Origin of the sequence: Streptomyces sp. AN091965, assembly GCF_022698285.1 — a bacterium.
Classification (GTDB): domain Bacteria; phylum Actinomycetota; class Actinomycetes; order Streptomycetales; family Streptomycetaceae; genus Streptomyces.
The window spans coordinates 8,860,294-8,879,816 of the sequence record NZ_JALDMY010000001.1 but is presented as its reverse complement, the minus strand read 5'-3'; the positions used below and the strand labels follow the sequence as shown (position 1 = coordinate 8,879,816).

At 71.6% G+C, this 19,523-nt stretch carries 20 protein-coding genes and 1 pseudogene; 11 read left to right on the top strand and 10 right to left on the bottom strand.

What is annotated here, in order from left to right; genetic code table 11:
* Positions 1-9: 9 nt before the first annotated feature.
* Positions 10-423 (bottom strand): roadblock/LC7 domain-containing protein, encoded by a 414-nt coding sequence (locus MQV74_RS36480; RefSeq protein WP_242727614.1) that lies wholly within the window; start codon positions 421-423, stop codon positions 10-12.
* A gap of 93 nt (positions 424-516) precedes the next feature.
* Here MQV74_RS36480 and MQV74_RS36475 point away from each other — a divergent pair, with 93 nt between their 5' ends.
* Positions 517-945, top strand: coding sequence for a PPOX class F420-dependent oxidoreductase (locus MQV74_RS36475; RefSeq protein WP_242727612.1), 429 nt, complete (start codon positions 517-519; stop codon positions 943-945).
* 99 nt (positions 946-1,044) lie between these two features.
* On the opposite strand, the gene MQV74_RS36470 is transcribed toward MQV74_RS36475, so the two are convergent.
* The 5 genes from MQV74_RS36470 to MQV74_RS36450 all read right to left on the bottom strand — a co-directional run bounded on the left by MQV74_RS36470 (position 1,045) and on the right by MQV74_RS36450 (position 5,844).
* Positions 1,045-1,659: a GTP-binding protein gene (locus MQV74_RS36470; RefSeq protein WP_242727610.1), complete on the bottom strand. Its 615-nt coding sequence runs from the start codon at positions 1,657-1,659 to the stop codon at positions 1,045-1,047.
* The gene (locus MQV74_RS36465; RefSeq protein WP_242727608.1) at positions 1,640-2,053 is read right to left on the bottom strand and encodes a DUF742 domain-containing protein; all 414 of its coding nucleotides are present in this window, start codon (positions 2,051-2,053) and stop codon (positions 1,640-1,642) included. Before MQV74_RS36465 ends, MQV74_RS36470 begins: the two co-directional genes overlap by 20 nt.
* An 18-nt stretch (positions 2,054-2,071) precedes the next feature.
* Entirely contained in the window at positions 2,072-2,506 is a 435-nt protein-coding gene (locus MQV74_RS36460) for a roadblock/LC7 domain-containing protein (RefSeq protein WP_242727606.1), read from the bottom strand.
* Entirely contained in the window at positions 2,503-5,007 is a 2,505-nt protein-coding gene (locus MQV74_RS36455; protein WP_242727604.1) for a sensor histidine kinase, read from the bottom strand. The genes MQV74_RS36460 and MQV74_RS36455 overlap by 4 nt, the downstream gene beginning before the upstream one ends.
* A gap of 63 nt (positions 5,008-5,070) precedes the next feature.
* Positions 5,071-5,844 (bottom strand): MHYT domain-containing protein, encoded by a 774-nt coding sequence (locus MQV74_RS36450; protein ID WP_242727601.1) that lies wholly within the window; start codon positions 5,842-5,844, stop codon positions 5,071-5,073.
* Between the two features lie 585 nt (positions 5,845-6,429).
* Here MQV74_RS36450 and MQV74_RS36445 point away from each other — a divergent pair.
* The 5 genes and pseudogenes from MQV74_RS36445 (at position 6,430) to MQV74_RS36425 (ending at position 9,202) form a co-directional block, all read left to right on the top strand.
* The gene (locus MQV74_RS36445) at positions 6,430-7,224 is read left to right on the top strand and encodes an SDR family oxidoreductase (protein ID WP_242727599.1); all 795 of its coding nucleotides are present in this window, start codon (positions 6,430-6,432) and stop codon (positions 7,222-7,224) included.
* Positions 7,225-7,432: 208 nt separating this feature from the next.
* Positions 7,433-7,702 carry a transposase gene (locus tag MQV74_RS36440; RefSeq protein WP_242727597.1) on the top strand — a complete coding sequence of 90 codons (270 nt, stop codon included), beginning with the start codon at positions 7,433-7,435 and terminating at the stop codon, positions 7,700-7,702.
* A gap of 54 nt (positions 7,703-7,756) precedes the next feature.
* Positions 7,757-8,125, top strand: a complete 369-nt coding sequence (locus MQV74_RS36435; RefSeq protein ID WP_308402348.1) for a transposase — start codon at positions 7,757-7,759, stop codon at positions 8,123-8,125.
* Positions 8,008-8,326 (top strand): annotated as a pseudogene (locus tag MQV74_RS36430) (pyridoxal-phosphate dependent enzyme); the annotation flags it as partial. The gene MQV74_RS36435 and the pseudogene MQV74_RS36430, both read left to right, overlap by 118 nt.
* Positions 8,327-8,602: 276 nt before the next feature.
* Entirely contained in the window at positions 8,603-9,202 is a 600-nt protein-coding gene (locus MQV74_RS36425) for a class I SAM-dependent methyltransferase (protein WP_242727595.1), read from the top strand.
* Between the two features lie 41 nt (positions 9,203-9,243).
* On the opposite strand, the gene MQV74_RS36420 is transcribed toward MQV74_RS36425, so the two are convergent.
* On the bottom strand, positions 9,244-9,999 hold the full coding sequence (locus MQV74_RS36420; RefSeq protein ID WP_242729332.1) for an alpha/beta fold hydrolase: 756 nt from the start codon (positions 9,997-9,999) through the stop codon (positions 9,244-9,246).
* A gap of 160 nt (positions 10,000-10,159) precedes the next feature.
* Here MQV74_RS36420 and MQV74_RS36415 point away from each other — a divergent pair, with 160 nt between their 5' ends.
* Positions 10,160-10,681 carry a PadR family transcriptional regulator gene (locus MQV74_RS36415; protein WP_242727593.1) on the top strand — a complete coding sequence of 174 codons (522 nt, stop codon included), beginning with the start codon at positions 10,160-10,162 and terminating at the stop codon, positions 10,679-10,681.
* Here the strand turns inward: MQV74_RS36415 and MQV74_RS36410 are convergent.
* Positions 10,670-11,575 carry an oxygenase MpaB family protein gene (locus tag MQV74_RS36410; protein WP_242727592.1) on the bottom strand — a complete coding sequence of 302 codons (906 nt, stop codon included), beginning with the start codon at positions 11,573-11,575 and terminating at the stop codon, positions 10,670-10,672. The genes MQV74_RS36415 and MQV74_RS36410 overlap by 12 nt on opposite strands.
* Before the next feature lie 97 nt (positions 11,576-11,672).
* Between MQV74_RS36410 and MQV74_RS36405 the strand changes: the two genes are divergently transcribed.
* Both MQV74_RS36405 and MQV74_RS36400 read left to right on the top strand, forming a co-directional pair.
* Positions 11,673-11,948: a hypothetical protein gene (locus MQV74_RS36405; protein WP_242727591.1), complete on the top strand. Its 276-nt coding sequence runs from the start codon at positions 11,673-11,675 to the stop codon at positions 11,946-11,948.
* Positions 11,949-12,427: 479 nt separating this feature from the next.
* The gene (locus MQV74_RS36400; RefSeq protein ID WP_242727589.1) at positions 12,428-13,282 is read left to right on the top strand and encodes a hypothetical protein; all 855 of its coding nucleotides are present in this window, start codon (positions 12,428-12,430) and stop codon (positions 13,280-13,282) included.
* Positions 13,283-13,325: 43 nt separating this feature from the next.
* Here MQV74_RS36400 and MQV74_RS36395 read toward each other — a convergent pair whose 3' ends face one another.
* On the bottom strand, positions 13,326-13,508 hold the full coding sequence (locus tag MQV74_RS36395) for a hypothetical protein (RefSeq protein ID WP_242727587.1): 183 nt from the start codon (positions 13,506-13,508) through the stop codon (positions 13,326-13,328).
* 155 nt (positions 13,509-13,663) lie between these two features.
* Positions 13,664-14,719: a fatty acid desaturase family protein gene (locus tag MQV74_RS36390; protein WP_242727585.1), complete on the bottom strand. Its 1,056-nt coding sequence runs from the start codon at positions 14,717-14,719 to the stop codon at positions 13,664-13,666.
* Between the two features lie 250 nt (positions 14,720-14,969).
* Here MQV74_RS36390 and MQV74_RS36385 point away from each other — a divergent pair, with 250 nt between their 5' ends.
* Both MQV74_RS36385 and MQV74_RS36380 read left to right on the top strand, forming a co-directional pair.
* Complete coding sequence (locus tag MQV74_RS36385) at positions 14,970-17,834, top strand: DEAD/DEAH box helicase (protein WP_242727583.1); 2,865 nt, start codon at positions 14,970-14,972, stop codon at positions 17,832-17,834.
* Positions 17,831-19,198, top strand: coding sequence for an SWIM zinc finger family protein (locus MQV74_RS36380; protein ID WP_374120746.1), 1,368 nt, complete (start codon positions 17,831-17,833; stop codon positions 19,196-19,198). Before MQV74_RS36385 ends, MQV74_RS36380 begins: the two co-directional genes overlap by 4 nt.
* The last annotated feature ends 325 nt before the right edge of the window (positions 19,199-19,523 follow it).

Sequence of the window (19,523 nt, the reverse complement as noted above, 5' to 3'; positions counted from 1 at the left end):
AGTAAGAGGTCAGAGATCTACGACCGGTGTCCGCTCCGGGTGCCTCGCGTCTACGCCCAGGTGCTCCCCGACACGGTTCACCAGCAGTGTCATCTCGTACGCGACCTGGCCTATGTCGGCCTGCGCCGCGCTGAGGACGCACAGACAGCTACCCTCGCCCGCCGCGGTCACGAACAGGACGGCGTCGTCGAACTCGATCATCGTTTGGCGTACGTTGCCCGCGTGGAAGTGGCGTCCGGAGCCCTTCGCCAGACTGTGCAGGCCGGACGACACCGCCGCCAAGTGCTCGGCGTCCTCGCGCGGCAGGTCCGAGCTCGCCCCCGTCACCAGACCGTCGCTGGACAGCACCAGCGCGTGCCGTACGTGTTCCACACGCCTCGTCAGGTCGTCGAGCAGCCAGCCCAGGCCCGTGTTCTGCGCCATGGTCCCTTCTCCCCGTGTGTCCCTCCCCCTGGCTGGAGGATCTGACCTGCCAGCCTTCACCACGTCCGGCGTCCCGGCAAGCATGATGGGGACATGGCACAGAAGATGACTGACGAGCAGTGGCGGGCCTTCGTCTCGCAGGGCACCCGCACCGGCAAACTGTCCACCGTCCGTGCGGACGGCAGCCCGCACGTGGCGCCGATCTGGTTCCTCCTCGACGGCGACGACCTGGTGTTCAACACGGGAAAGGACACTGTCAAGGGGCGCAATATCGCACGCGACGGGCGTGTGGCACTGTGTGTCGACGACGACGCGCCTCCGTTCGCCTTCGTGGTTCTGCAGGGCCGAGCGGAACTGTCCGAGGACCTGGAGCAGGTTCGGCACTGGGCGGCCCGCATCGGCGGGCGCTACATGGGCGAGGACCGGGCCGAGGAGTTCGGCGCGCGCAACGGCGTGCCCGGCGAGCTCCTCGTACGGGTGAGGATCGACAAGGTGCTCGCGTACGCGGCCGTGTCCGACTGACAGCGCGTGCGGCCCCGCCCTCACCGGGGCGGGGCGGCGCCCCACGCGGGCGACGCCTCACCACACCGGTGTCCACCCCGCCGCGGCGGGGTGGACCCGTCAGCCGACCGAGTCGAGCAGCCGGGCGGTATGCCTGCGCCCGGCGTACTCGACAAGCCGGATCAGCACCTCCTTTCCCGAGTTCCGGTCCCGGGCGTCGCACAGCACCACAGGGGTTCCGCGGTCGAGGTCCAGGGCCCGTGACACCTCGTGCGCGCCGTACGTCCGTGCGTTCGCGAAGCAGTTGACCGCCACGACGAACGGGATGTCGCGGTGCTCGAAGTAGTCCACGGCGGGGAAGCAGTCCTCAAGCCGCCGTGTGTCCGCGAGGACCACGGCGCCGAGGGCTCCCTGTGACAGCTCGTCCCACAGGAACCAGAAGCGGTCCTGTCCCGGGGTGCCGAAGAGGTACAGCGAGAGCCCGGATCTGATGGTGATGCGGCCGAAGTCCATCGCGACCGTGGTGGTGACCTTGCGGTCCACGCCGTCGGTGTCGTCGACCGACTGGCCCACCTCGCTGAGCAGTTCCTCCGTACGCAGGGGCCGGATCTCGCTGACGGCGCCGACCAGCGTGGTCTTGCCCACGCCGAAGCCTCCGGCGACCAGGATCTTCAACGCCAGGGCCGTGTCGTCACCTGTCTCGTCGGTCGTGGCGTCAGAGCGCTCGGAGCCCATCGATCACCTCTCGCAGGATCGTCTCATCAGGTAGCTGGGCGGGAGGAACGGGCCGTCGCACCTGAACGCGGCCCTCCTCCAGGAGGTCGCCGAGCAGCACCCTGACCACGCCCACGGGCAGGTCGGCGCCCGCGGCGAGTTCGGCGACGGACTGGGTTTCGGGGCGGCACAGGTCGAGCAGCACCCGGTGTTCGGGGCCGAGCGCCACGTCGTCGTCCGGCCGAACGGCTCCCTCGGCGAGGCTGACCAGGGCGATCAGGTCGAACCGCACACCATTGGAGGCCGGTCTGGTGCGCCCGCCTGTCATCGCGTACGGGCGGACCAGGGGTCCCGCTTCGCTGTCGTACCACTGGCTGCCGTGCTCCCGCGCGGCGCTCTGGCTGTTGTCGCTCATCGCTTGCCGCCGCCCAGGTCATCCGGTGCTCGGTGGCGGCTCGGAGAAGCGCGTGGGGGTCGTCAGATGCGCCCCGACGCGCTTGACCATGCGTGCCATCTCGTACGCGACGAGGCCGATGTCAGCGGTGACCGTGCTGAGGACGGCGAGGCAGGAGCCGTCGCCCGCCGCGGCCACGAACAGGAAGGCGTCGTCCATCTCGACCATCGTCTGGCGCACGCCGCCCGCTCCGAAGTGCCGCCCCGCGCCCTTGGCGAGGCTGTGGAACCCCGAGGCGACGGCGGCCAGATGTTCGCCGTCCTCCCGCGTGAGGGCCGTCGAGGCGCCGACCGCGAGCCCGTCGTTGGACAGCACCACCGCGTGCCGTACGTCGCCGACGCGGGCCACCAGATCGTCGAGGAGCCAGTCGAGTTCGCCGGACCGGTGCGCCGTGAGGCCGGTTTCCTGGATCATGCGGGGTCTCCTTCGCTGCTGTCGCTGCCGGGTGGGCGTCCGCCGCCCCGGGCCCAGCCGTCCCGGTAGGCGGCCAGTTGGCTCCGTGCGCGCTCCGGGCTGCGTTCACCGACGGAGTCGGGGCTCTCGGCCGCGGGCGGGCGCTGCCGCAGCTGCGGGGCGAGGCTCGCCTGACGTACGCGGCGCGGCAGTTCGTCCGAAGGAGACGCGGCGGACGCGAGGTCAGGCGCGTCCCTGGGAGACGCCGTCTCCGCAGGCCTGCACTGGCGCAGTGCCGTGACACCGGGAGGTGACGGCGCGGGCACGGGACGTCCGGCGGAGGGTCCCAGTACCCGGTGATCGCCCTGCCCGGCACCGGCCGCACTGAGCACAGCGGACGCCTCAGGCACGGAGGCTGACGCGAACCCCTCCTGTCGCTCTCCCTGTTCGCGTTGCGCGGTGCGGATGGAGTCGTCGTTCTGGAGCAGCGCGGTGGGCAGCAGGACGACGGCGGTGGTGCCGCCGTACGGGGAGGTGAGCAGTCGCACCCGGATGCCGTGCCGGGCGGCGAGTCTGCTCACTACGAAGAGGCCCAGTTGGTCGCTGTCGAACAGGTCGAGCGCCTCGGACTCCTCGACTCTCTGGTTGGCTTCGGCGAGTGCGTCGGGGTTCATGCCGAGGCCCCTGTCCTCGATCTCCAGGGCGTAGCCGTTGCCCACGGGCTCACCGGTAATCCGTACTTTGGTGTGCGGGGGCGAGAACTGGGTGGCGTTCTCGACCAGTTCGGCCATCAGGTGGGTGAGGTCGGCGACGGCACCGCCTATCACGGAGGCGTCGGGCAGGGGTCGTACCTCTACGCGCGCGTAGTCCTCGATTTCGGAGACCGCGGCGCGTACGACGTTCGTCAGGGGCACTGGAGTGCGCCAGGCACGGCCGGGCGCGGCCCCGGAGAGGATGATCAGGCTCTCGGCGTGGCGGCGCATGCGGGTCGTGAGGTGGTCGAGCCGGAAGAGGTCACCGAGTTCGTTCGGGTCGTCGGCCCTTCGCTCCATCGTGTCCAGGAGGCTGAGCTGCCGGTGGACGAGCACTTGGCTGCGCCGGGCGAGGTTCACGAAGACCCCGGAGATGCCGCTCGCCAGCTCCGCGCGTTCCACGGCGGCCCGCAACGCGGCGCGGTGCACCGTGGCGAGCGCCTCCGCGACCTGTCCCGCCTCGTCCTCGGCGGGCGGCTCCTCGGGGGCTTCCAGCGCGATGTCGACCTCCTCGCCCGCGCGCAGTTTCCGCATGGCGTCGGGGAGTTGGCGGCGGGCGATCTCCAGGGCGCGGTTGCGCAGTCCGACGAGCTCGACGACCAGGCCGCGGCCGATGCGTACGGAGATCACGAGGGAGGCCACGACGGCGACGAGCCCGCAGAGCACGGCGGCGCCCGCGACGGTGAACACGCCGCGCGTCAGCGGGTCGGCGCGGTCCGCGGCATCCCGTGCCGCGCGCTCCGTGAGGGTGCGCTGGGAGTCCCGTACGGTCGCGTAGGCAGTGTCCCAGGTGAGGGCGGGAGCCGCTTCCAGGGCCTTCTTGCCGGGCCGGGCGGCGAGCACCTTGTCCTCGACTGCCTTCACGTCGGCGTACGCGCGTTGCTGTGCGAGGCGCTGCCATGCCCGGCGTTCGGGTCCGCGCAGGTCCGCAGCGGCCGCCTCGGTGAGGGTCTGCCGGGTGTCCACGGCCCCGGTGAACCGGCGCAGCCGCTCCCCGTCGAGGGTGCCTGCGAGACGGGCACCCGCCAGCAACACGTTCTCGCGCGCCAGCATTTCGCCCGCCTGGGAGAATTCGAGCAGCACGCGCGCGTGGGAGCCCGGTTCGGCGCCCTGGAGTCCGGACAGCGCACCGCCGACTCCGAAGGCGGCCGTGATGGTCTTCGTGTACTGCCCGTAGGCGTCGTCCCACCCGGTGCGGCGGTCGAGGACGGAGGTGCGCACGGTACGCAGCCGCTCGGCGTCGGTGGTGAACTGTTCGAGCCGGTTCCCCACAGCGGCGGGCAGCCCGGCGCCGTCGGCGACGGTGTGGTCCTCGCCCAGGCGCAGCTTCGCCACGGCCCGGTCGGTCTGGTCCGCCTGTCTGCGGAGGGCGGCGGCGCGGTCGGCGGTGGGTCGCGTCGCGTGGCGCACGGCCGCGGCCCGTTCGGCCTGGAGGGCGGTGACGGCGGCGGCGACCGGTGCCCGCACGGCGGCGTCGGCGCGTTGGGTCTGCCGCAGCGACGCGACGTCCTGGGCGGTACTGACGGTCGCGTACGCCCACAGGGCCAGGAGGGAGACGACGGGCACCATCAGCAGGCACACGACCTTGGCGCGCACGGTACGGGGGCGGAACCACCGGCGGCCCACGCGCGGGAGCCCCGGTCCGGTGGGCGGCGCCCCTGCGGGCGGGTGTTCGTCAGCGGGCGGGCCCGCGTGTGCTCGGCGGCCGCGGGCCGTGGGGGCGGCCTGGACCGGTGAGCCGGGGTCGGGGGTGTTCCGGGGTATGCGCATGGCCTCCTCGCTCGGAAGGATCGGGTCGCGTACCGCCCGCTCGCGGCCGGGTCGGGCGCGCCGCTACGGAGGGGTGCGCCCGACGGGGCGTTGAGCCGACGCGGAGGCCGCACGCTCGCCCGCGCTCGGGGACAGGGCGACGAAGGCCGAGGTCAGGAACAGATAGGAGCCCAGGCCCACGGCGAGGGGGAAGATGAACTGCATCGTCGTGGCCCCGGGCAGTGCCGCCCCGGAAGGGGCGACACGTACGCTCACGGCGAGCATGCCGGTGTAGTGCATGCTGCTCACCGCGCCGCCCATGACGAGCGAGGCGACAGCCACCGCGAGCGTCGACTTGATGTTCAGCGCCGCCCAGAGCGCGGCGGTCGCCGCGACAACAGCGATCACCACGGAGAGGGCGACGACGGCCGGGTCGTAGCCGACGTCGCCGTGCAGGCGCAGCGCGGCCATGCCCAGGTAGTGCATGCTCGCGACGCCGAGCCCCGTGGTGAGGCCCCCGAGGGCGAGCGAGCGCCCTCGGTCACTGCCGTAGCCGACGGCGAAGACCCCGGCGCCGACGACGGCCATGGCGACGAGCAGGCTCAGGAGTGTCAGCGGCACGTCGTAGCGGATCTGCGTACCGCTCACTCCGAATCCGAGCATCGCGACGAAGTGCATCGTCCAGATGCCGGTGCCGATCGCCGAGGCCGCGGTGAGGAGCCAGTTGCGCCGCGAGCGTCCCGTGGCGCCCAGGGCACGCACGGTGCACTGCAGGCCGAGCGCGGCACCGACGCACGCCATCACGTACGACAGCACGGGCGTCAGCCAGCCGAAGGTGGCGTGGTCCAGGTGTCCCATGGCCCAGGGACGCTAGACCCGCGGGGGGCGCGCGGCGGAGGCGCATTTCGAAAGCGACTGCTATCTGGCGCGGAGATGTCCCTGAACGATCGCGCCACGCTCGAACGTGCGCGCCCCGGTTCCCCCTTGAGGAGGCACCGAGCCGGTACCCAAGCGTCAGACGTGGACCGGAAGGACGCGGACCGGCAGGCGCCGTCCACGGCCCTCGCGGAGCGGTTCGAGCGCTAGGGCGTGGTCCTCGACCGCACCTACATCGACCTCACCGGCCTCAGCCTCGCGGCGGCCTTCGGCACCGGCGGCCGCGCGGCCGGGGACGCGTACTGCGCGGCCCGCGGCATCGAGGCGCGGTGGGCCGACGACGGCGGCCTGCGCACGCGCCAGCGGTCCGCGGCCCCGAGCCGTCCTTGTCGAACTTGGGCGGCCGTCCCCCTCGCGAGCCGCGCTTGAGACGGTTACGGAGGCGGTCCGCCGGGACCGGGATCCGCTTGCTTGGAGTGCACTCCAAGGTCATAGCGTTGAGACAGCTGAACCGAACACCCAACGCGTCGACGCGTCATCCCGCACGGCCAACTGGAAAGGCGGCAAGTGGTAGACAACCAATTCGCGACGCATGCAGAACTTTTCGATCTGCGTGGAAAGCGCGCGCTCGTCACCGGTGGCACCCGAGGCATCGGAATGATGATCGCGCGTGGCCTTCTCCAGGCGGGCGTCCACGTGGTCATCAGCTCACGCAACGCAGAAGCGTGCGCTCAGGCGCAGGAACAGCTGTCCACATTTGGTGAGGTGCGGGCCATCCCCGCTGACCTGTCCCGCCACGACGAGTGTCGGCGACTGTCCGACCTCGTCACCGCCGACTCGGAGCGTCTCGACATCCTCGTCAACAACGCAGGCGCCATGTGGGACGAGCCTCTGGCCACGTTCCCGGACGCGGCCTGGGACACGGTTGTCGACCTCAACCTGAAGTCGCCGTTCTGGCTGGTCCAGGCGCTGCTGCCCGCACTTCGCAGGGCGGGCACCGCCGACGATCCCTCGCGGATCATCAACATCGGCAGCATCGCCGCCATCCACATCCCCCAGCGGCCCAACTACTCGTACTCCAGCAGCAAGGCCGCACTGCATCAACTCACCAGAGTGCTCGCCAAGGAACTAGGACCGCAGCACGTCACCGTGAACGCCGTGGCGCCGGGACCGTTCCCGTCGACGATGATGGCTGCAACCCTCGATGAGTTCGGCGAGGCGATCGCGGCCTCGGCCCCACTGCGCCGGATCGGCCGCGACGACGACATGGCGGGTGTCGCCGTGTTCCTCGCCAGCCGGGCAGGCGCATACCTGACAGGCGCCGTGATCCCCGTAGACGGCGGCATCGCCACAACCGCGTAAGGCGTCTAGGGTGCCTGTTTGCGAAAGTTGATCTTGATCGTTGACGATCATGTCCCGTTGGACGTGGGGACCTGGCGAGCGCCCAGTGGGCCCGACTTGAGCCGCTGTTGCCGCGGGGCATCAAGTCGGGCCGTCCGCCGGTATGGACGCGGCAGCAGCCGAGAGACGGCGTACCCGGCGGCCCCGGACGGGTTCTCCCTGGCGTGACGTGCCGGAACGCCACGGGCCGTGGGACCGGGTCTATGACCTGTTCCAGCGCTGGCAGCGCGATGACATCTGGGCCCGGATCGCCATCCAGCTGCGGGCCGAAGCGGATGCCAAGGGCCTGATCACCTGGGACGTGAACATCGACTCCACGGCCTGCCGGGCCCACCAGCACGCAGCTGCGGCAGCGAAAGGGGGTCTCCAGAAGGAACCGCCCGGCGGGAGCACCGTCGAGTGGGCCGACCACGGGCCGGACGCTCTCGAGGCAGCCTGACCAGCAAGATCCACCTCGCCATCGAACATCGAACACGGTCAGAAGCCGCTATCAGTGGTGATCACCGCCGGACAGCGGGGTGATTCGCCTCAGTTCGAGTCGGTCCTGGAAGCAATCTGGGTGCCTCGGCTCGGAGTCGGCAGGCCGCGCAAACGGCCGGACCGGGTCCGGGCCGACAAGGCGTACGACTCCCGCAGCCACTGCGCCTACCTGCGCAGACGCGGGATCGAGGCCACGGTCCCGGTCCCGACGGACCGCGTCCGCAAACGCCTCGAGCGCGAATCACGAGGGGGACGGCCGCCCACGGCTCCATCAAGCTCAAGGCTGCTCTGGAGATGGTGCGGGCGGCCGAGCGGGGTGGTGCCCTCACCCCTGGATCCGTGGTTGTCGAGTCGTCCTCGGGCAAGCTCGGCATCGCGCTGAGCATGATCGCGGCACACCGGGTCCGGCTTCGTCTGCGTCACGGACTCCCGGCGCGACCGGGCCAGCCGCCATCCGATGGAGTCGCTCGGCGCCGAGGTGCGCGTGATCACTCAGACGGACGGGGCCCGTGGCCTACTGGGCGCGCGAATCGACATGGTGCACCGCGTATGCGAGGAGGACGCGCGGTACGTCTGGCTCAACGCGGTACGTCTGGCTCAAGAGGAGAAGACCAGTCAGGGGAGCCGCCGCGCGAAGACGGCACCCGCGATGAGCGCGGGGTCATCGGTGAGGGTGACCATCAGGAGCGGGTCCGTGGCCAGGGTGTCGCCGTCGCCCGTGCTGAAGTTCCGGAGGTCAACCAGAGTTTGGCGTAGTGACGCTTCTGCGGCGTCATGAGGCACAGGCCTCTGCAAACATGATCATTTAGGAACAAAGCATGCCCTATGTCGCTGCCGAGGCATGCGGGATCATGAGCCCATGAGCGACGACCACACACGTGTCCAGGAGTTCTTCGCAGCGCGTGCCGCCGACTGGGACAGCCGCTTCCCCGACGACGGCCCCGCCTACCGCGCCGCCGTGGCCGAACTGGGCCTGGCTCCGGGCGCCCGGGTCCTGGACGCCGGATGCGGCACGGGCCGCGCCCTGCCCGCGCTGAGGGACGCGGTGGGGCCCTCGGGGATGGTCCTGGGGGCCGATCTCACTCCGGCGATGCTGGAGGCCGCCGTGCGGGCGGGCAGGCAGTCCTGCGGCCGGCTCCTGCTCGCTGACGTGGCGCGGCTGCCCGTGCGGGGGCAGGCGCTGGACGCCGTGTTCGGCGCGGGCCTCATCGCGCATCTGCCCGATCCGGCCGAGAACCTGCGGGAGCTGGCACGCGTGGTGCGTCCCGGAGGGGTGCTCGCGCTGTTCCACCCCGTCGGGCGCGCGGCTCTGGCGGCTCGCCAGGGCCGCCAGATCACCCCGGACGACCTGCGGGCCGAGGGCAACCTCCGTCCGCTGCTTGCCGGCTCGGGCTGGCGGATGACGTCGTACGTCGACGAGGACACGCGCTTCCTCGCCCTGGCCCTGCGTCAGGACTGACACCCCCGCGCGGATGCGCGAGGGCTCACGAGGGGCGTCGTTCAGGTGCGTCCCGTGAGCACCGCGGCGAAGGCGGCCGGGTTGTCCAGCATGACGTTGTGCCCAGCGTCCGGCACGGTGACGACCCGGACGCCGGAGGCCTCCAAGTCGTCGCCGCCCGGCACGTCACCGCTCAGCGCGCCCTGTACGTAGACGCGCTCTACGGAGAGGGCCATCAGCATCGCGCGCATGGTGGGACTCGTCCCGCGCACGAGCCCCGTGGCGCTGCGGTGCAGGGCGCGCGGATCGGCGAGGCGCATGGTCGCGGCCCAGCCCGGACCGACCCTCTCCAGTACGCGCGCGTGGCCCTCGGTGACGAAAGCGTCCTCTTCGTAGTCCGCGATTCCGCTGCTTCCTGCAGTCTTCGGCGGGTACGGGTCCAGGTTGGCCTCCGTGAGGACGAGGCGTGTTACCAGGTCGGCCCTGCGGTGGGCCAGCACGATGGCCACGGAGCCGCCCATGCTGTGCGCGACGATCTCCGCGTCGCGTACGTCCGCCTCATCCAGGGCCGCCGCAAGGGCGTCCGCATGGTCTTCCAGGGTGTAGCCGAAGCTGCCGGGGCGGTCGCTCAGTCCATGACCGGGCAGATCCACGAACAGCGATCTGCGTCCCGCCAGTTCGGGCCGGGCGGCGAGGTGCGCGTGATAGGGCGCCGACGCGGCCCCGAGACCGTGCACGTACACGCGCGCGGGGCCCTCGCCCTCGCACTCCGTCCAGCGGATCAGACTGCCTTCCGCATCGAACCGTGCGCCTCGCATCGTCATGCTCCGCTCCCCCTGAGTGGCTCGTTCCGCCGCCCGCCGTGTCCCGCGTCCGCGTCTCGCGTTCCGGGCCTTCGTCCGGCGTTCCGTGACACAATACATCGGGCTCGATGTACTACGACACCGATGTACTCCGCAGGTGCGGCAGAATGCGGGCATGCTGGAGCTCGCCATCCTTGGATTCCTGTACGAACGCCCGCTGCACGGCTACGAGCTGCGCAAGCGCATCACCGCCCTGACCGGGCACGTCCGCCCCGTCGCGGAGAGCACGCTGTACCCGGCCATCAAACGGCTCGAGAAGGCGGGGCTGCTGGCCCGCGAGACCCAGCCCGGCGCCGTGGCCGCGCCGCGCCACGTCCTGAGCCTCACCGCGGACGGCAGGAGCGAGCTGCGCCGCCGTCTGACCGAGCCCGCGCGGACGGACATCACCGACGAGAACCGCTGGTTCACGGTGCTCGCCTTCCTGCGGCACCTGGAGGACCCGGACGCCCAGGCCGCGGTGTTGCGGCGGCGCCTCGCCTTCCTCCAGGAGCCCGCCAGCTTCTTCTACGACGGCGACCGGCCGCTGCGCGCGGAGGAACTGGACGACCCGTTCCGGCAGGGCATCCTCACCATCGCGCGGGCCACGAGCCGCGCCGAGCTCACCTGGCTGCGCAAGACCCTCGCGTCACTCGGCTGAACCCGCCGCGGACACCTCGGTGTGCCGCACCGGACAGCCGCGCACCCCGGGCACCGGCCAGGTGCCGAGCTCGCCGGGCCGATAGCCGTCCCGATAGCCCTTCACTTCCCAGTTCTGCCGTCCGTAGTGCGGGGTCGTACGCGGCGGCAGCAAGCGCACCGCACGGCCGCGCAGCCGCACCGCGCGCCGGGTCACGGCGCGCGTCAGAACAGAGGGTCGTTCGTAGCCGAAGGCCCGCAGCAACGGCTCGTCGAGCAGTGCCAGGGTCGCCGTCCGCAGGACGGGCGCCAACGGGCGCGGGTACCAGGAGACCATCAGCTCCAAGGTCGCATCGGAGACACCGCGCGCCCCTTCGTCCCATCCGAAGTGCGCCTCTTCGTAGGCATCGAGGCACTGGGCGAACTCTTCGTAGGAACCGGGGATCTCCTTGATACCCATGTGCTGGCCCAGCGTGCGGTAGTACATCGCCGACGCGGTTGTCTCGTGCCGTGACAACCGGCGCCATCCGTAGGCGTCGATCCACCGTTTGGGCATCACGACGAACGTGCACAGCACGTAGCGCATGTCGTCGTTGCTGATGTCGTAGCTGCGGTGCATCTGATTGATGCGGCGGATCGCCGCGCGCCCCTCGTCGCCGTCGAAGCCGTGCTCGACGACCGCGTCGAGGAGCAGCGCCGTGTCGTCGTACCGCTTCTGCGTACGGGTGGTGAACTCCGCCGTCTCGGCCAGGAGGGCGCCGATGCTCGGCACCGCGTAGGTGCGGTACAGCGCCAGCTCCAGCGCGCGCGTGTGGTCCCAGGGGAACTCGTAGGTCGCGGACAGGCGGTAGATCTCCAGGAAGTCCTTCTCCGGGTCGAGGCGCCGGATCTGCTGGAGCCGTTCGTAGCGCTTCACCGCACGGTTCCCCTTCTTCCGCCGAGCCTTCAACTTTACTGTGGAGTACGGAGGATGAGCACCCAGCCGCGGGCCCATACGGGGGAAGGTGACCTGAATGTTCGGCAGGATCCGCAAGCTCTGGAGGGTGGACACGACGCCGGAGGACGACAAGCGCGCCCACAACCTCTTCGAAGCCGCCGCCGTCTACGTGGCGGCCTGCGCCGAGGACGACCAGGAGCAGATCGACGAGGCCGCGGGCTGGGTCTCGCCCGAAGCGCTGTCCTTCGGAGTGAACGAATTGGCGTGCCGGGCGATCATCGCCCTCGCCCGGGAACGCGACGAGTCGCCGGGCGCCGTGGCGCGTACGCTCCTCGGCCTGCCCGCCGCGTGACGTCGGCGTGGGAGGGATCGGGGCAGCCGAGCGCCATCCCGAGCGGAACGCCCGTCTCGGCGGCGTGGGCGAGCCGTTCACGAACCTCGCGCGGCGTGCGGGGCCGGTAGCCCGGACCCCCTCCACAGCAGTCCTGACGGAAGCGCACGCCCGCCCTCAGGAGCGCTGACAGGGCACGCCAGGCGGCGATGTCCCGACGCTTGGGCACGGCGAGCGCCGAGCCCGCGTCGATCAGCGGGTCGCCGCACCGCGGGCAGACGTCGTGACGCACGCGCGCGTGGTCGGTCGGCTTCTTGAACGACACGCGGCACGCGAGACACACGAAGTGCGAACTGGCACGGGACATGACACGCAGCGTAGAGGCGCCCCTCCTCGGCGCACGAGCGGATTTTCCTGGTCACCGCCCCTCGACGACGCCTGGGGCCAGTGGTTATGGTGCGCCGTCGGAGAAACGAGTGGGCACTGATGGGGAGGCCTGCATGGCCGGAACGGACGATGCCGTCGCCGCCGATGACGACGCGCTCTACGTGCTCACGGCGGTCCTGCTGACGCCCGCGAAGTTCCCCAGCGTGCTCGGGGACGACTACCCGGAGGCGTGTACGGCTCTCGGTCTGCCGCCGGTGGCCGCCGGATACGGTTTGGTGCTCGGCCAGGACGGCGTCGGCGCACGGTGGACGGTCGTGACCGACGACGTCTCGCTCGTCGCCGTCGCGATCGCCGCCTGGGACTGCGGCATGGAGTACGACCTGTCGCCAAGCGAGCGCACCGTGGTCGAGGCGCTGCCGGGCTGGCCGCTCGCGGTGGCCGTGGCCGCGCCGGGCGTGCCGGCGCCGCACGACCCGGAGCCCGAGCCCGACCGGCCCCACCGCGCTCCCTTGTCACCACCGGGGGCGGATGCGTGGGGGCCCGCGCAGCGACGCCTCGGCGCCGACGAGATCGCCCTGCAGTGGGCGGCCTGGCGGGAGCAGATCGACGATGCCGACTTCGCGGCGTACAGCGAGGCCGGGGCCGAGCAGCCCCAGGACGGCTCTCAGTCGGCCTTCTCCGAGGCCGCGCACGCCGAGCCGCTGACGGGCGTACGCCGCGTCCTCGCTGAAGTACGCGCCTATGTGGAGACGCCGCCGCCCCTGGGCCGGGTCCGGTCGTCGTTCGCCTCTGGGGAGGCCCGCACCTTGCGAGCCGACGGTCCCGGCTGGTCCATGGTCGCCCGGACCGACGACATCGCGTTCGTCCTGCTCGACGAGGAGCCTGGCGAGGTGCTTCCGGTGGGGCGCGGTCCGGAGCTCCCCGGGCTGCTCGCGGCGCTCGACAGGATGGCGGTACGCCCCTCCTAGGAGAGGCGGCTCCCGAGGGCGGCGACTGTCCGACCGCCTCCGCTCAGCGGCCCAGCTCCTTGCGGCTGACGCGGCGCAGCTTGCGCCGCTGTGAGGGGTCCAGTGTCAGATAGGCCGCCGCCGGAACGCCGATCACGATCAGGAAGGCGGCCCACCAGGGCAGCCAGATCAGCAGGAAGAGCCCTACAGCCACGCCTCCCGCGGCGATCTTCGCTTTCTTCGACATGTCCGTCGCCTCCTTCGCGGCTGTTGCCGCTCTCTGCCCTGAGAAACGGGATCGGCCCCGCGCCGAGTTCCAGGACGCGACCCTGACCGATCCCTGAGGTGCAACCCCGAGAGAACCCCGAGTCACCCCCGGGGGGCTCCTCGGCGTCCTCGGAGTCACTCGGCCCTGAGAGGCTCTCCCACCTCGTACATGTGGCGGAGTACCTGCCGGTAGGAATCGATCAGGCCGGTCTCTGCGTAAGGCATACCCACAGCATGGCAGTGCGCGCGGACCAGCGGCTGGGCAAGCCGCAGATGCGGGCGCGGCATGCTCGGGAAGAGGTGGTGCTCGATCTGGTAGTTGAGGCCGCCGAGGAGCCAGTCGGTGACCTCGCCGCCGCGGATGTTCCGAGAGGTGAGCACCTGCCGCTGGAGGTGCCCCCAGCGCTCGCCGTCCGGGTCGGGCATATCCATGCCCTTGTGGTTGGGCGCGAAGGCCATGCCCAGGTGCAGGCCGAACAGGGCCTGATGGAGGGCGGCGAACGCGAGAGCATGCCCCAGAGGCATCGCGGCCAGGAGCAGGGCCCCATAGCCCACGAGGTGAGCCACCAGGAGGGCACCTTCCACCACGCGGCCGCGCGGGCTCTGGCGGCGCAGGTCCCGGAAGCCGTACACCTTCATGGCGATGCCCTGGAGCAGGGTGAGCGGGAAGAACAGCCAGGCCTGATGGCGGGTGAGCCAGCGCCGGAAGCCCACGCGGACCCTGGCCTGCTTGCTGGTGAACACCAGGACGTCGGCGGCGACGTCAGGGTCCTTCTCGATGTGGTTGGGGTTGGCGTGGTGGCGGTTGTGCTTGTCGTTCCACCAGCTCACGCTCATGCCCAGCAGGAGGTTGCCGTGGAAAAGCCCGATGAGCCGGGCGGCCGTACGGTTGCCGGTGATCTGGGAGTGCCCAGCGTCATGGCCGATGAACGCGGTGCGGACGCACAGCACGGACAGGACGGGGGCCAGCAGCAGGACCCACCAGGTGTGCCCCAGGGCGAACACGCCCGTCGCCACCGCCGTCAGTGCCGCCGCGTTGACGATCATGGTGCGGGCGTACCAGCCGGTGCGCCGTTCCAGGAGCCCCTGGGATTTGACGGTGCGCAGCAGCGGAGCGAAGTCGCTTCCCGCGGGCGACTGCCGGGGCGCACGCGCGGGGCGGTCAGCGACGGCTGTGCTTGCCTGGGGCATGGGTCGGTTCTCCGGCTTCCACGAGGACGGGCTGACCTGAGAAAACGTACGAATCAGTGACAGTTGGCAACCATGGCGCCACCACCCGTATCGGCACGGGTGCCAGCAGGGGGCCGCAGGGGTGCTGGGTACACCCTTGCCGCGGCGAGTGATCGGGATCACGGCCGAACAAGGCCCGGATGGCCGGAAACGTGTTGTACTCTCGGCCGCTCCGGTCTCATTAGTCAAATTTGAGGAATGCGCCATCGCTGTGCACAGGCTCCCCGCTGTCACTCCCTCCGAGATCTCAGAACTCTCCCAGTGCTCCGTCTTGTTCCTGCCCGGTGACCCCGGGCGGACCGGACACGTCGCCTTCTGGCACCTGGACGGCGACGCTCCGGCCACCCCGGCCGCAGGCACTGTCCAGGACCTGACCGTCGCGTGGCCGGACGACGACGGTGTCCGTCTGCACGTCGTCCCGGCGGTGCTGCTCCCGGTACGGGTCGCGCTGCCCGTCCTCACCCGGGTGCGGGCCGCCTCGGGGGCTCATGCCACCGCCGTCTTCTGGGGCACGGCCGCCGTGCTCGCGCTGCAACTGGCCGCCCGGGGATTGCTGCTGCCCGGCCTGACCGACAACGACCACGACGCCTGGCGCGCGGGCCCGCTCGGCACCGGGGATCTGGAGCGGCTGCGTGAGCTCGCCGCCGCGATGCCGCCCGCGGCGCACACGGTCCCGCTCGACGGTGCCGTGCCGCCGCGGCTGCCCGCGCCGGAGCGGCTGCTGCGCCAGTTCCTGGACGCGGTCGCCGACACGCTGCCCCGCTCCCCCGCCGCCGTACCGGCCGCGGGCCACCGGGCCTTCGCCGCGCCCGAGCCCCAGCACGTGCCGGAGCAGCGCCCCTGGGCCACGGACGTCGCGGCCGGGCACGACGCGGGCGTGCGGATCTCGCTGCGGGTGGAGGTCCCCGGTCTCCTTGCCGAGGCTTCCCGGGAGACCCGGCTGCCGTTCCGGGCCGTGGTGCAGATCCACAGTGTCAGCGACCCCTCGCTCGTCGCCGACGCCGCAGAGGTGTGGTCCGGCGCCGCAGCCGAGGTTTTCGGTCCGCGTGCGCGCATGGACGCGCTCCTGGCCCTGCGGCGGGCCACGCGCGCGTGGGCACCGCTCGGCCCGCTGCTCCAGGCGACGGTCCCCGACGCCATCGAGCTGGCCGACGAAGAGGTCACCGCTCTGCTCGGCGAGGGCGCGCGCGTGCTCGCTGCGGCAGGCGTCGACGTGCATTGGCCGAGGGAACTCGCGCGCAGCCTCACCGCCCGCGCCGTGATCGGCCCGTCCGACGGTGAGGCCCCGCAGGGCCCCGACAAGCTGACGTCGGACACGCCGTCCTATCTCTCCGCGGACGCGCTGCTCGCTTTCAACTGGCGCTTCGCCCTGGGTGAACAGGAGTTGAGCCGCGAGGAACTCGACCGGCTCGCGGAATCCAACCGGCCCGTGGTCCGGCTGCGCGACCAGTGGGTGCTCATCGACCCCGAGGAGGCGCGCCGGGCCCTCGCACAGCAGGACCGCAAGGTCACGCCCATCGACGCGCTGAGCGCCGCGCTGACGGGCACCACGGACGTGAACGGCCGTCGCGTCGACGTGCAGCCGACCGGATGGCTCGCGACGCTGCGCGAGCGCCTCGCGGATCCGGAGGGCATGGAGCCCGTCGGACAGCCCGCCGCGCTCGCCGCCAACCTGCGCGACTACCAGCTGCGCGGCCTCAACTGGCTGGCCCGGATGACCTCTTTGGGGCTCGGCGGCTGCCTCGCCGACGACATGGGCCTCGGCAAGACCATCACCCTGATCTCGCTGCATCTCCACCGTCAGAGCGACGAGACCACGACGGGCCCCACCCTGGTCGTGTGCCCGACGTCTTTGATGGGCAACTGGCAGCGGGAGATCCAGAAGTTCGCGCCCGGCGCGGCGGTGCGCCGTTTCCACGGTGCTCAGCGCGGTCTGGAGGACCTCGCCGAGGGCGAGTTCGTCCTGACCACCTACGGGACGATGCGGCTCGACGCGGAGCGGCTCAACGCGGTCGACTGGGGCCTGGTGGTCGCCGACGAGGCCCAGCACGTCAAGAACCCCTACTCCGCGACGGCCAAGCAGCTGCGCGCGATCGGAGCACGCGCGCGTGTGGCGCTCACCGGCACGCCGGTCGAGAACAACCTCTCCGAGTTGTGGGCGATCCTCGACTGGACCACCCCGGGGCTGCTCGGCAAGCTCAGCACCTTCCGCACCCGCTACGCCCAGGCCGTCGAGGGCGGCACGGACCCGGCCGCGGCGGAGCGGCTCGCCAAGCTGGTGAGCCCGTTCCTGCTGCGCCGCCGCAAGTCCGACCCGGGCATCGCCCCGGAACTGCCGCCCAAGACGGAGACCGACCGCGCGGTGTCGCTCAGCACCGAACAGACCGGCCTCTACGAAGCGGTGGTGCGCGAGGCGCTCGCAGAGATCTCCGGTGCGGACGGCTTCGCCCGCCGCGGCCTGATCGTCAAGCTGTTCACCGGCCTGAAGCAGATCTGCAACCACCCCGCGCAGTACCTCAAGGAGGACGCGCCGCGCCTCACCGGCCGCTCGGGGAAGCTGGAGCTCCTGGACGAGCTGCTCGACACGATCCTGGCGGAGGACGCGAGCGTGCTCGTGTTCACCCAGTACGTGCAGATGGCCCGGCTCATCGAACAGCACCTGGCGGCGCGCGGCGTCCCCACCCAGTTCCTGCACGGCGGCACGCCCATCGCCGAACGCGAAGCGATGGTGCAACGCTTCCAGGACGGCGAAGTGCCTGTCTTCTTGCTGTCGTTGAAGGCGGCAGGAACCGGCCTGAACCTCACGCGGGCCGAGCACGTCGTGCACTACGACCGCTGGTGGAACCCGGCCGTCGAGGCGCAGGCCACCGACCGCGCCTACCGCATCGGGCAGACGCAGCCCGTCCAGGTGCACCGTCTGATCGCGGAGGGCACCATCGAGGACCGCATCGCCGAGATGCTGCTGCGCAAGCGCGAGTTGGCCGACGCCGTCCTGGGCTCCGGCGAGGCGGCCCTGACCGAGCTGACCGACGCCGAGCTGACCGACCTGGTGGAGCTGCGAGGGGGCGCGCGATGAGCGACGCGTACGACGAGGCGTCCTCAAGGGCGCACGGGGGCGGCATGAGCGACAACGACGGGAGTGACCATTTGACGCAGTACGACAGCGGGTCGGCGGCGGGCGACGGCGAGCGGACCTTCGCCGCCCTGCCGCCCGCGCACGGGCGGGGCTTCGCCCAGACGTGGTGGGGACTGGCCTGGCTCCAGGCTCTGGAGGACACGGCTCTGGACACCGCGCAGCTCAAGACGGGCCGCAGGCTGGCGCGCGCGGGAGCCGTGGGCGCGGTCTCCGTACGCCCCGGCCGCATCACGGCGGTCGTCCAGGACAAGGACGGCACACCGCGCCGCTCGGACGTCCTCCTGCAGCGGCTGAGCCCGGAGGATTGGGACCGCTTCCTGGACATGGCCGTCGAGCGGGCCGGGCACATCGCCGCCCTGCTCGACCGGGACATGCCGCCCCATCTGGTGGAGGACGCGGCGGCAGCGGGCGTCGACCTCCTGCCGGGCATCGGCGACCTGGAGCCCGAGTGCGACTGTGAGGCGTGGGACCACTGCGGCCACACGGCCGCGCTCTGCTACCAAGTGGCGCGGCTGCTCGACCAGGACCCGTTCGTCCTGCTCCTGATGCGGGGCCGCGGCGAGCGTGAGCTCCTCGACGAGCTACAGGTCCGCAGCGTCGCGCACATGGACCTCGAAGAGCCTGCCCGGGCGGAGTCCGCCGACACCGTCCAGGAGGGCGTGGACGCCGCCCAGGCGTACGCGGACGGGCTGATCCTGCCTCCGCTTCCCGAACTGCCTCCGCTGCCCGCAGAGCCGGGTCTGCCGCCGTCCCTCGACACTGAGACGGAGCCGGCGCCCGGTGTCGACGTACCGGCGCTCGCCTTCCTCGCGGCCCGCGCGGCGGCCGAGGCGCACCGGTTGCTGGCCGAGGCCCTCTCTCCCGGGCACGAAGCGATGCCCGTCGAGACCGAGTTGGCGCTCACCGAGGACGCCGTGCGGCTCGCGACGGCCGCGCCCGCGGCGATCGGCGCCCGGCTCGCCGACGGCTCCGGCAGGGACGGGAACGGGCTCGCGCGTGCCGTACGGGCCTGGGAGTACGGCGGGCGGGCCGCGCTCGCCGTGCTGGAGGAGGAGTGGGCTCCGGAGGGCGAGGCCCTGGCACGCGCGCGTGCCGCGCTTGACGCGGCGTGGGACGAGGACGAGCAGCCGACGCTGCGGGCCGCGCGCAACCACTGGACGGTCGTCGGCGCCGACGCCCAGCTCCGCCACGGGCACGACGGCCGCTGGTGGCCGTACCGCAAGGAGCGCGGTCGGTGGATGCCCGCGGGGCCGGCGGCCCACGACCCGGCGACCGCCCTGGCCGTGGTGACGGGCGGCGAGTGACCTCTCCGGCCCGAGGTGCCGGTTCAGCTGGCTGAAACGTGTACGGCGACACCGGCGTATCCACGGGGTGCGCCGTGTGCGCCGGGAACACCGGGACGCGCACTCGCCCCGGTCAGGGATTGAGCAAGGTCACGACGTCAAGGACCGTGGAGACGCCGGTGCAGCCGAGCGGATCCAGACGAAAGGGGATGACGAGGTAGGTGTCCCGCCGCTGTTGATCGGCTGGTGATGTCCGACGGCGCCTCCTGCCCCTCGCGGGAGGCGCCGTCGGCGCGTCACGGACGCCCGGCCCCGGGCAGCACACCGGGACCGGGCACGCCGCCGG

Bases quoted from the DNA above. Each gene is read 5' to 3' on its own strand.
- MQV74_RS36425 (WP_242727595.1), top strand. From the start codon at position 8,603: ATGAGCGACGACCACACACGTGTCCAGGAGTTCTTCGCAGCGCGTGCC.
- MQV74_RS36480 (WP_242727614.1), bottom strand. From the start codon at position 423: ATGGCGCAGAACACGGGCCTGGGCTGGCTGCTCGACGACCTGACGAGG.
- MQV74_RS36450 (WP_242727601.1), bottom strand. From the start codon at position 5,844: ATGGGACACCTGGACCACGCCACCTTCGGCTGGCTGACGCCCGTGCTG.
- MQV74_RS36420 (WP_242729332.1), bottom strand. From the start codon at position 9,999: ATGCGAGGCGCACGGTTCGATGCGGAAGGCAGTCTGATCCGCTGGACG.
- MQV74_RS36390 (WP_242727585.1), bottom strand. From the start codon at position 14,719: ATGCCCCAGGCAAGCACAGCCGTCGCTGACCGCCCCGCGCGTGCGCCC.
- MQV74_RS36460 (WP_242727606.1), bottom strand. From the start codon at position 2,506: ATGATCCAGGAAACCGGCCTCACGGCGCACCGGTCCGGCGAACTCGAC.
- MQV74_RS36465 (WP_242727608.1), bottom strand. From the start codon at position 2,053: ATGAGCGACAACAGCCAGAGCGCCGCGCGGGAGCACGGCAGCCAGTGG.
- MQV74_RS36395 (WP_242727587.1), bottom strand. From the start codon at position 13,508: ATGTCGAAGAAAGCGAAGATCGCCGCGGGAGGCGTGGCTGTAGGGCTC.
- MQV74_RS36415 (WP_242727593.1), top strand. From the start codon at position 10,160: ATGCTGGAGCTCGCCATCCTTGGATTCCTGTACGAACGCCCGCTGCAC.
- MQV74_RS36475 (WP_242727612.1), top strand. From the start codon at position 517: ATGGCACAGAAGATGACTGACGAGCAGTGGCGGGCCTTCGTCTCGCAG.
- MQV74_RS36470 (WP_242727610.1), bottom strand. From the start codon at position 1,659: ATGGGCTCCGAGCGCTCTGACGCCACGACCGACGAGACAGGTGACGAC.
- MQV74_RS36380 (WP_374120746.1), top strand. From the start codon at position 17,831: ATGAGCGACGCGTACGACGAGGCGTCCTCAAGGGCGCACGGGGGCGGC.
- MQV74_RS36405 (WP_242727591.1), top strand. From the start codon at position 11,673: ATGTTCGGCAGGATCCGCAAGCTCTGGAGGGTGGACACGACGCCGGAG.
- MQV74_RS36455 (WP_242727604.1), bottom strand. From the start codon at position 5,007: ATGCGCATACCCCGGAACACCCCCGACCCCGGCTCACCGGTCCAGGCC.
- MQV74_RS36400 (WP_242727589.1), top strand. From the start codon at position 12,428: ATGGCCGGAACGGACGATGCCGTCGCCGCCGATGACGACGCGCTCTAC.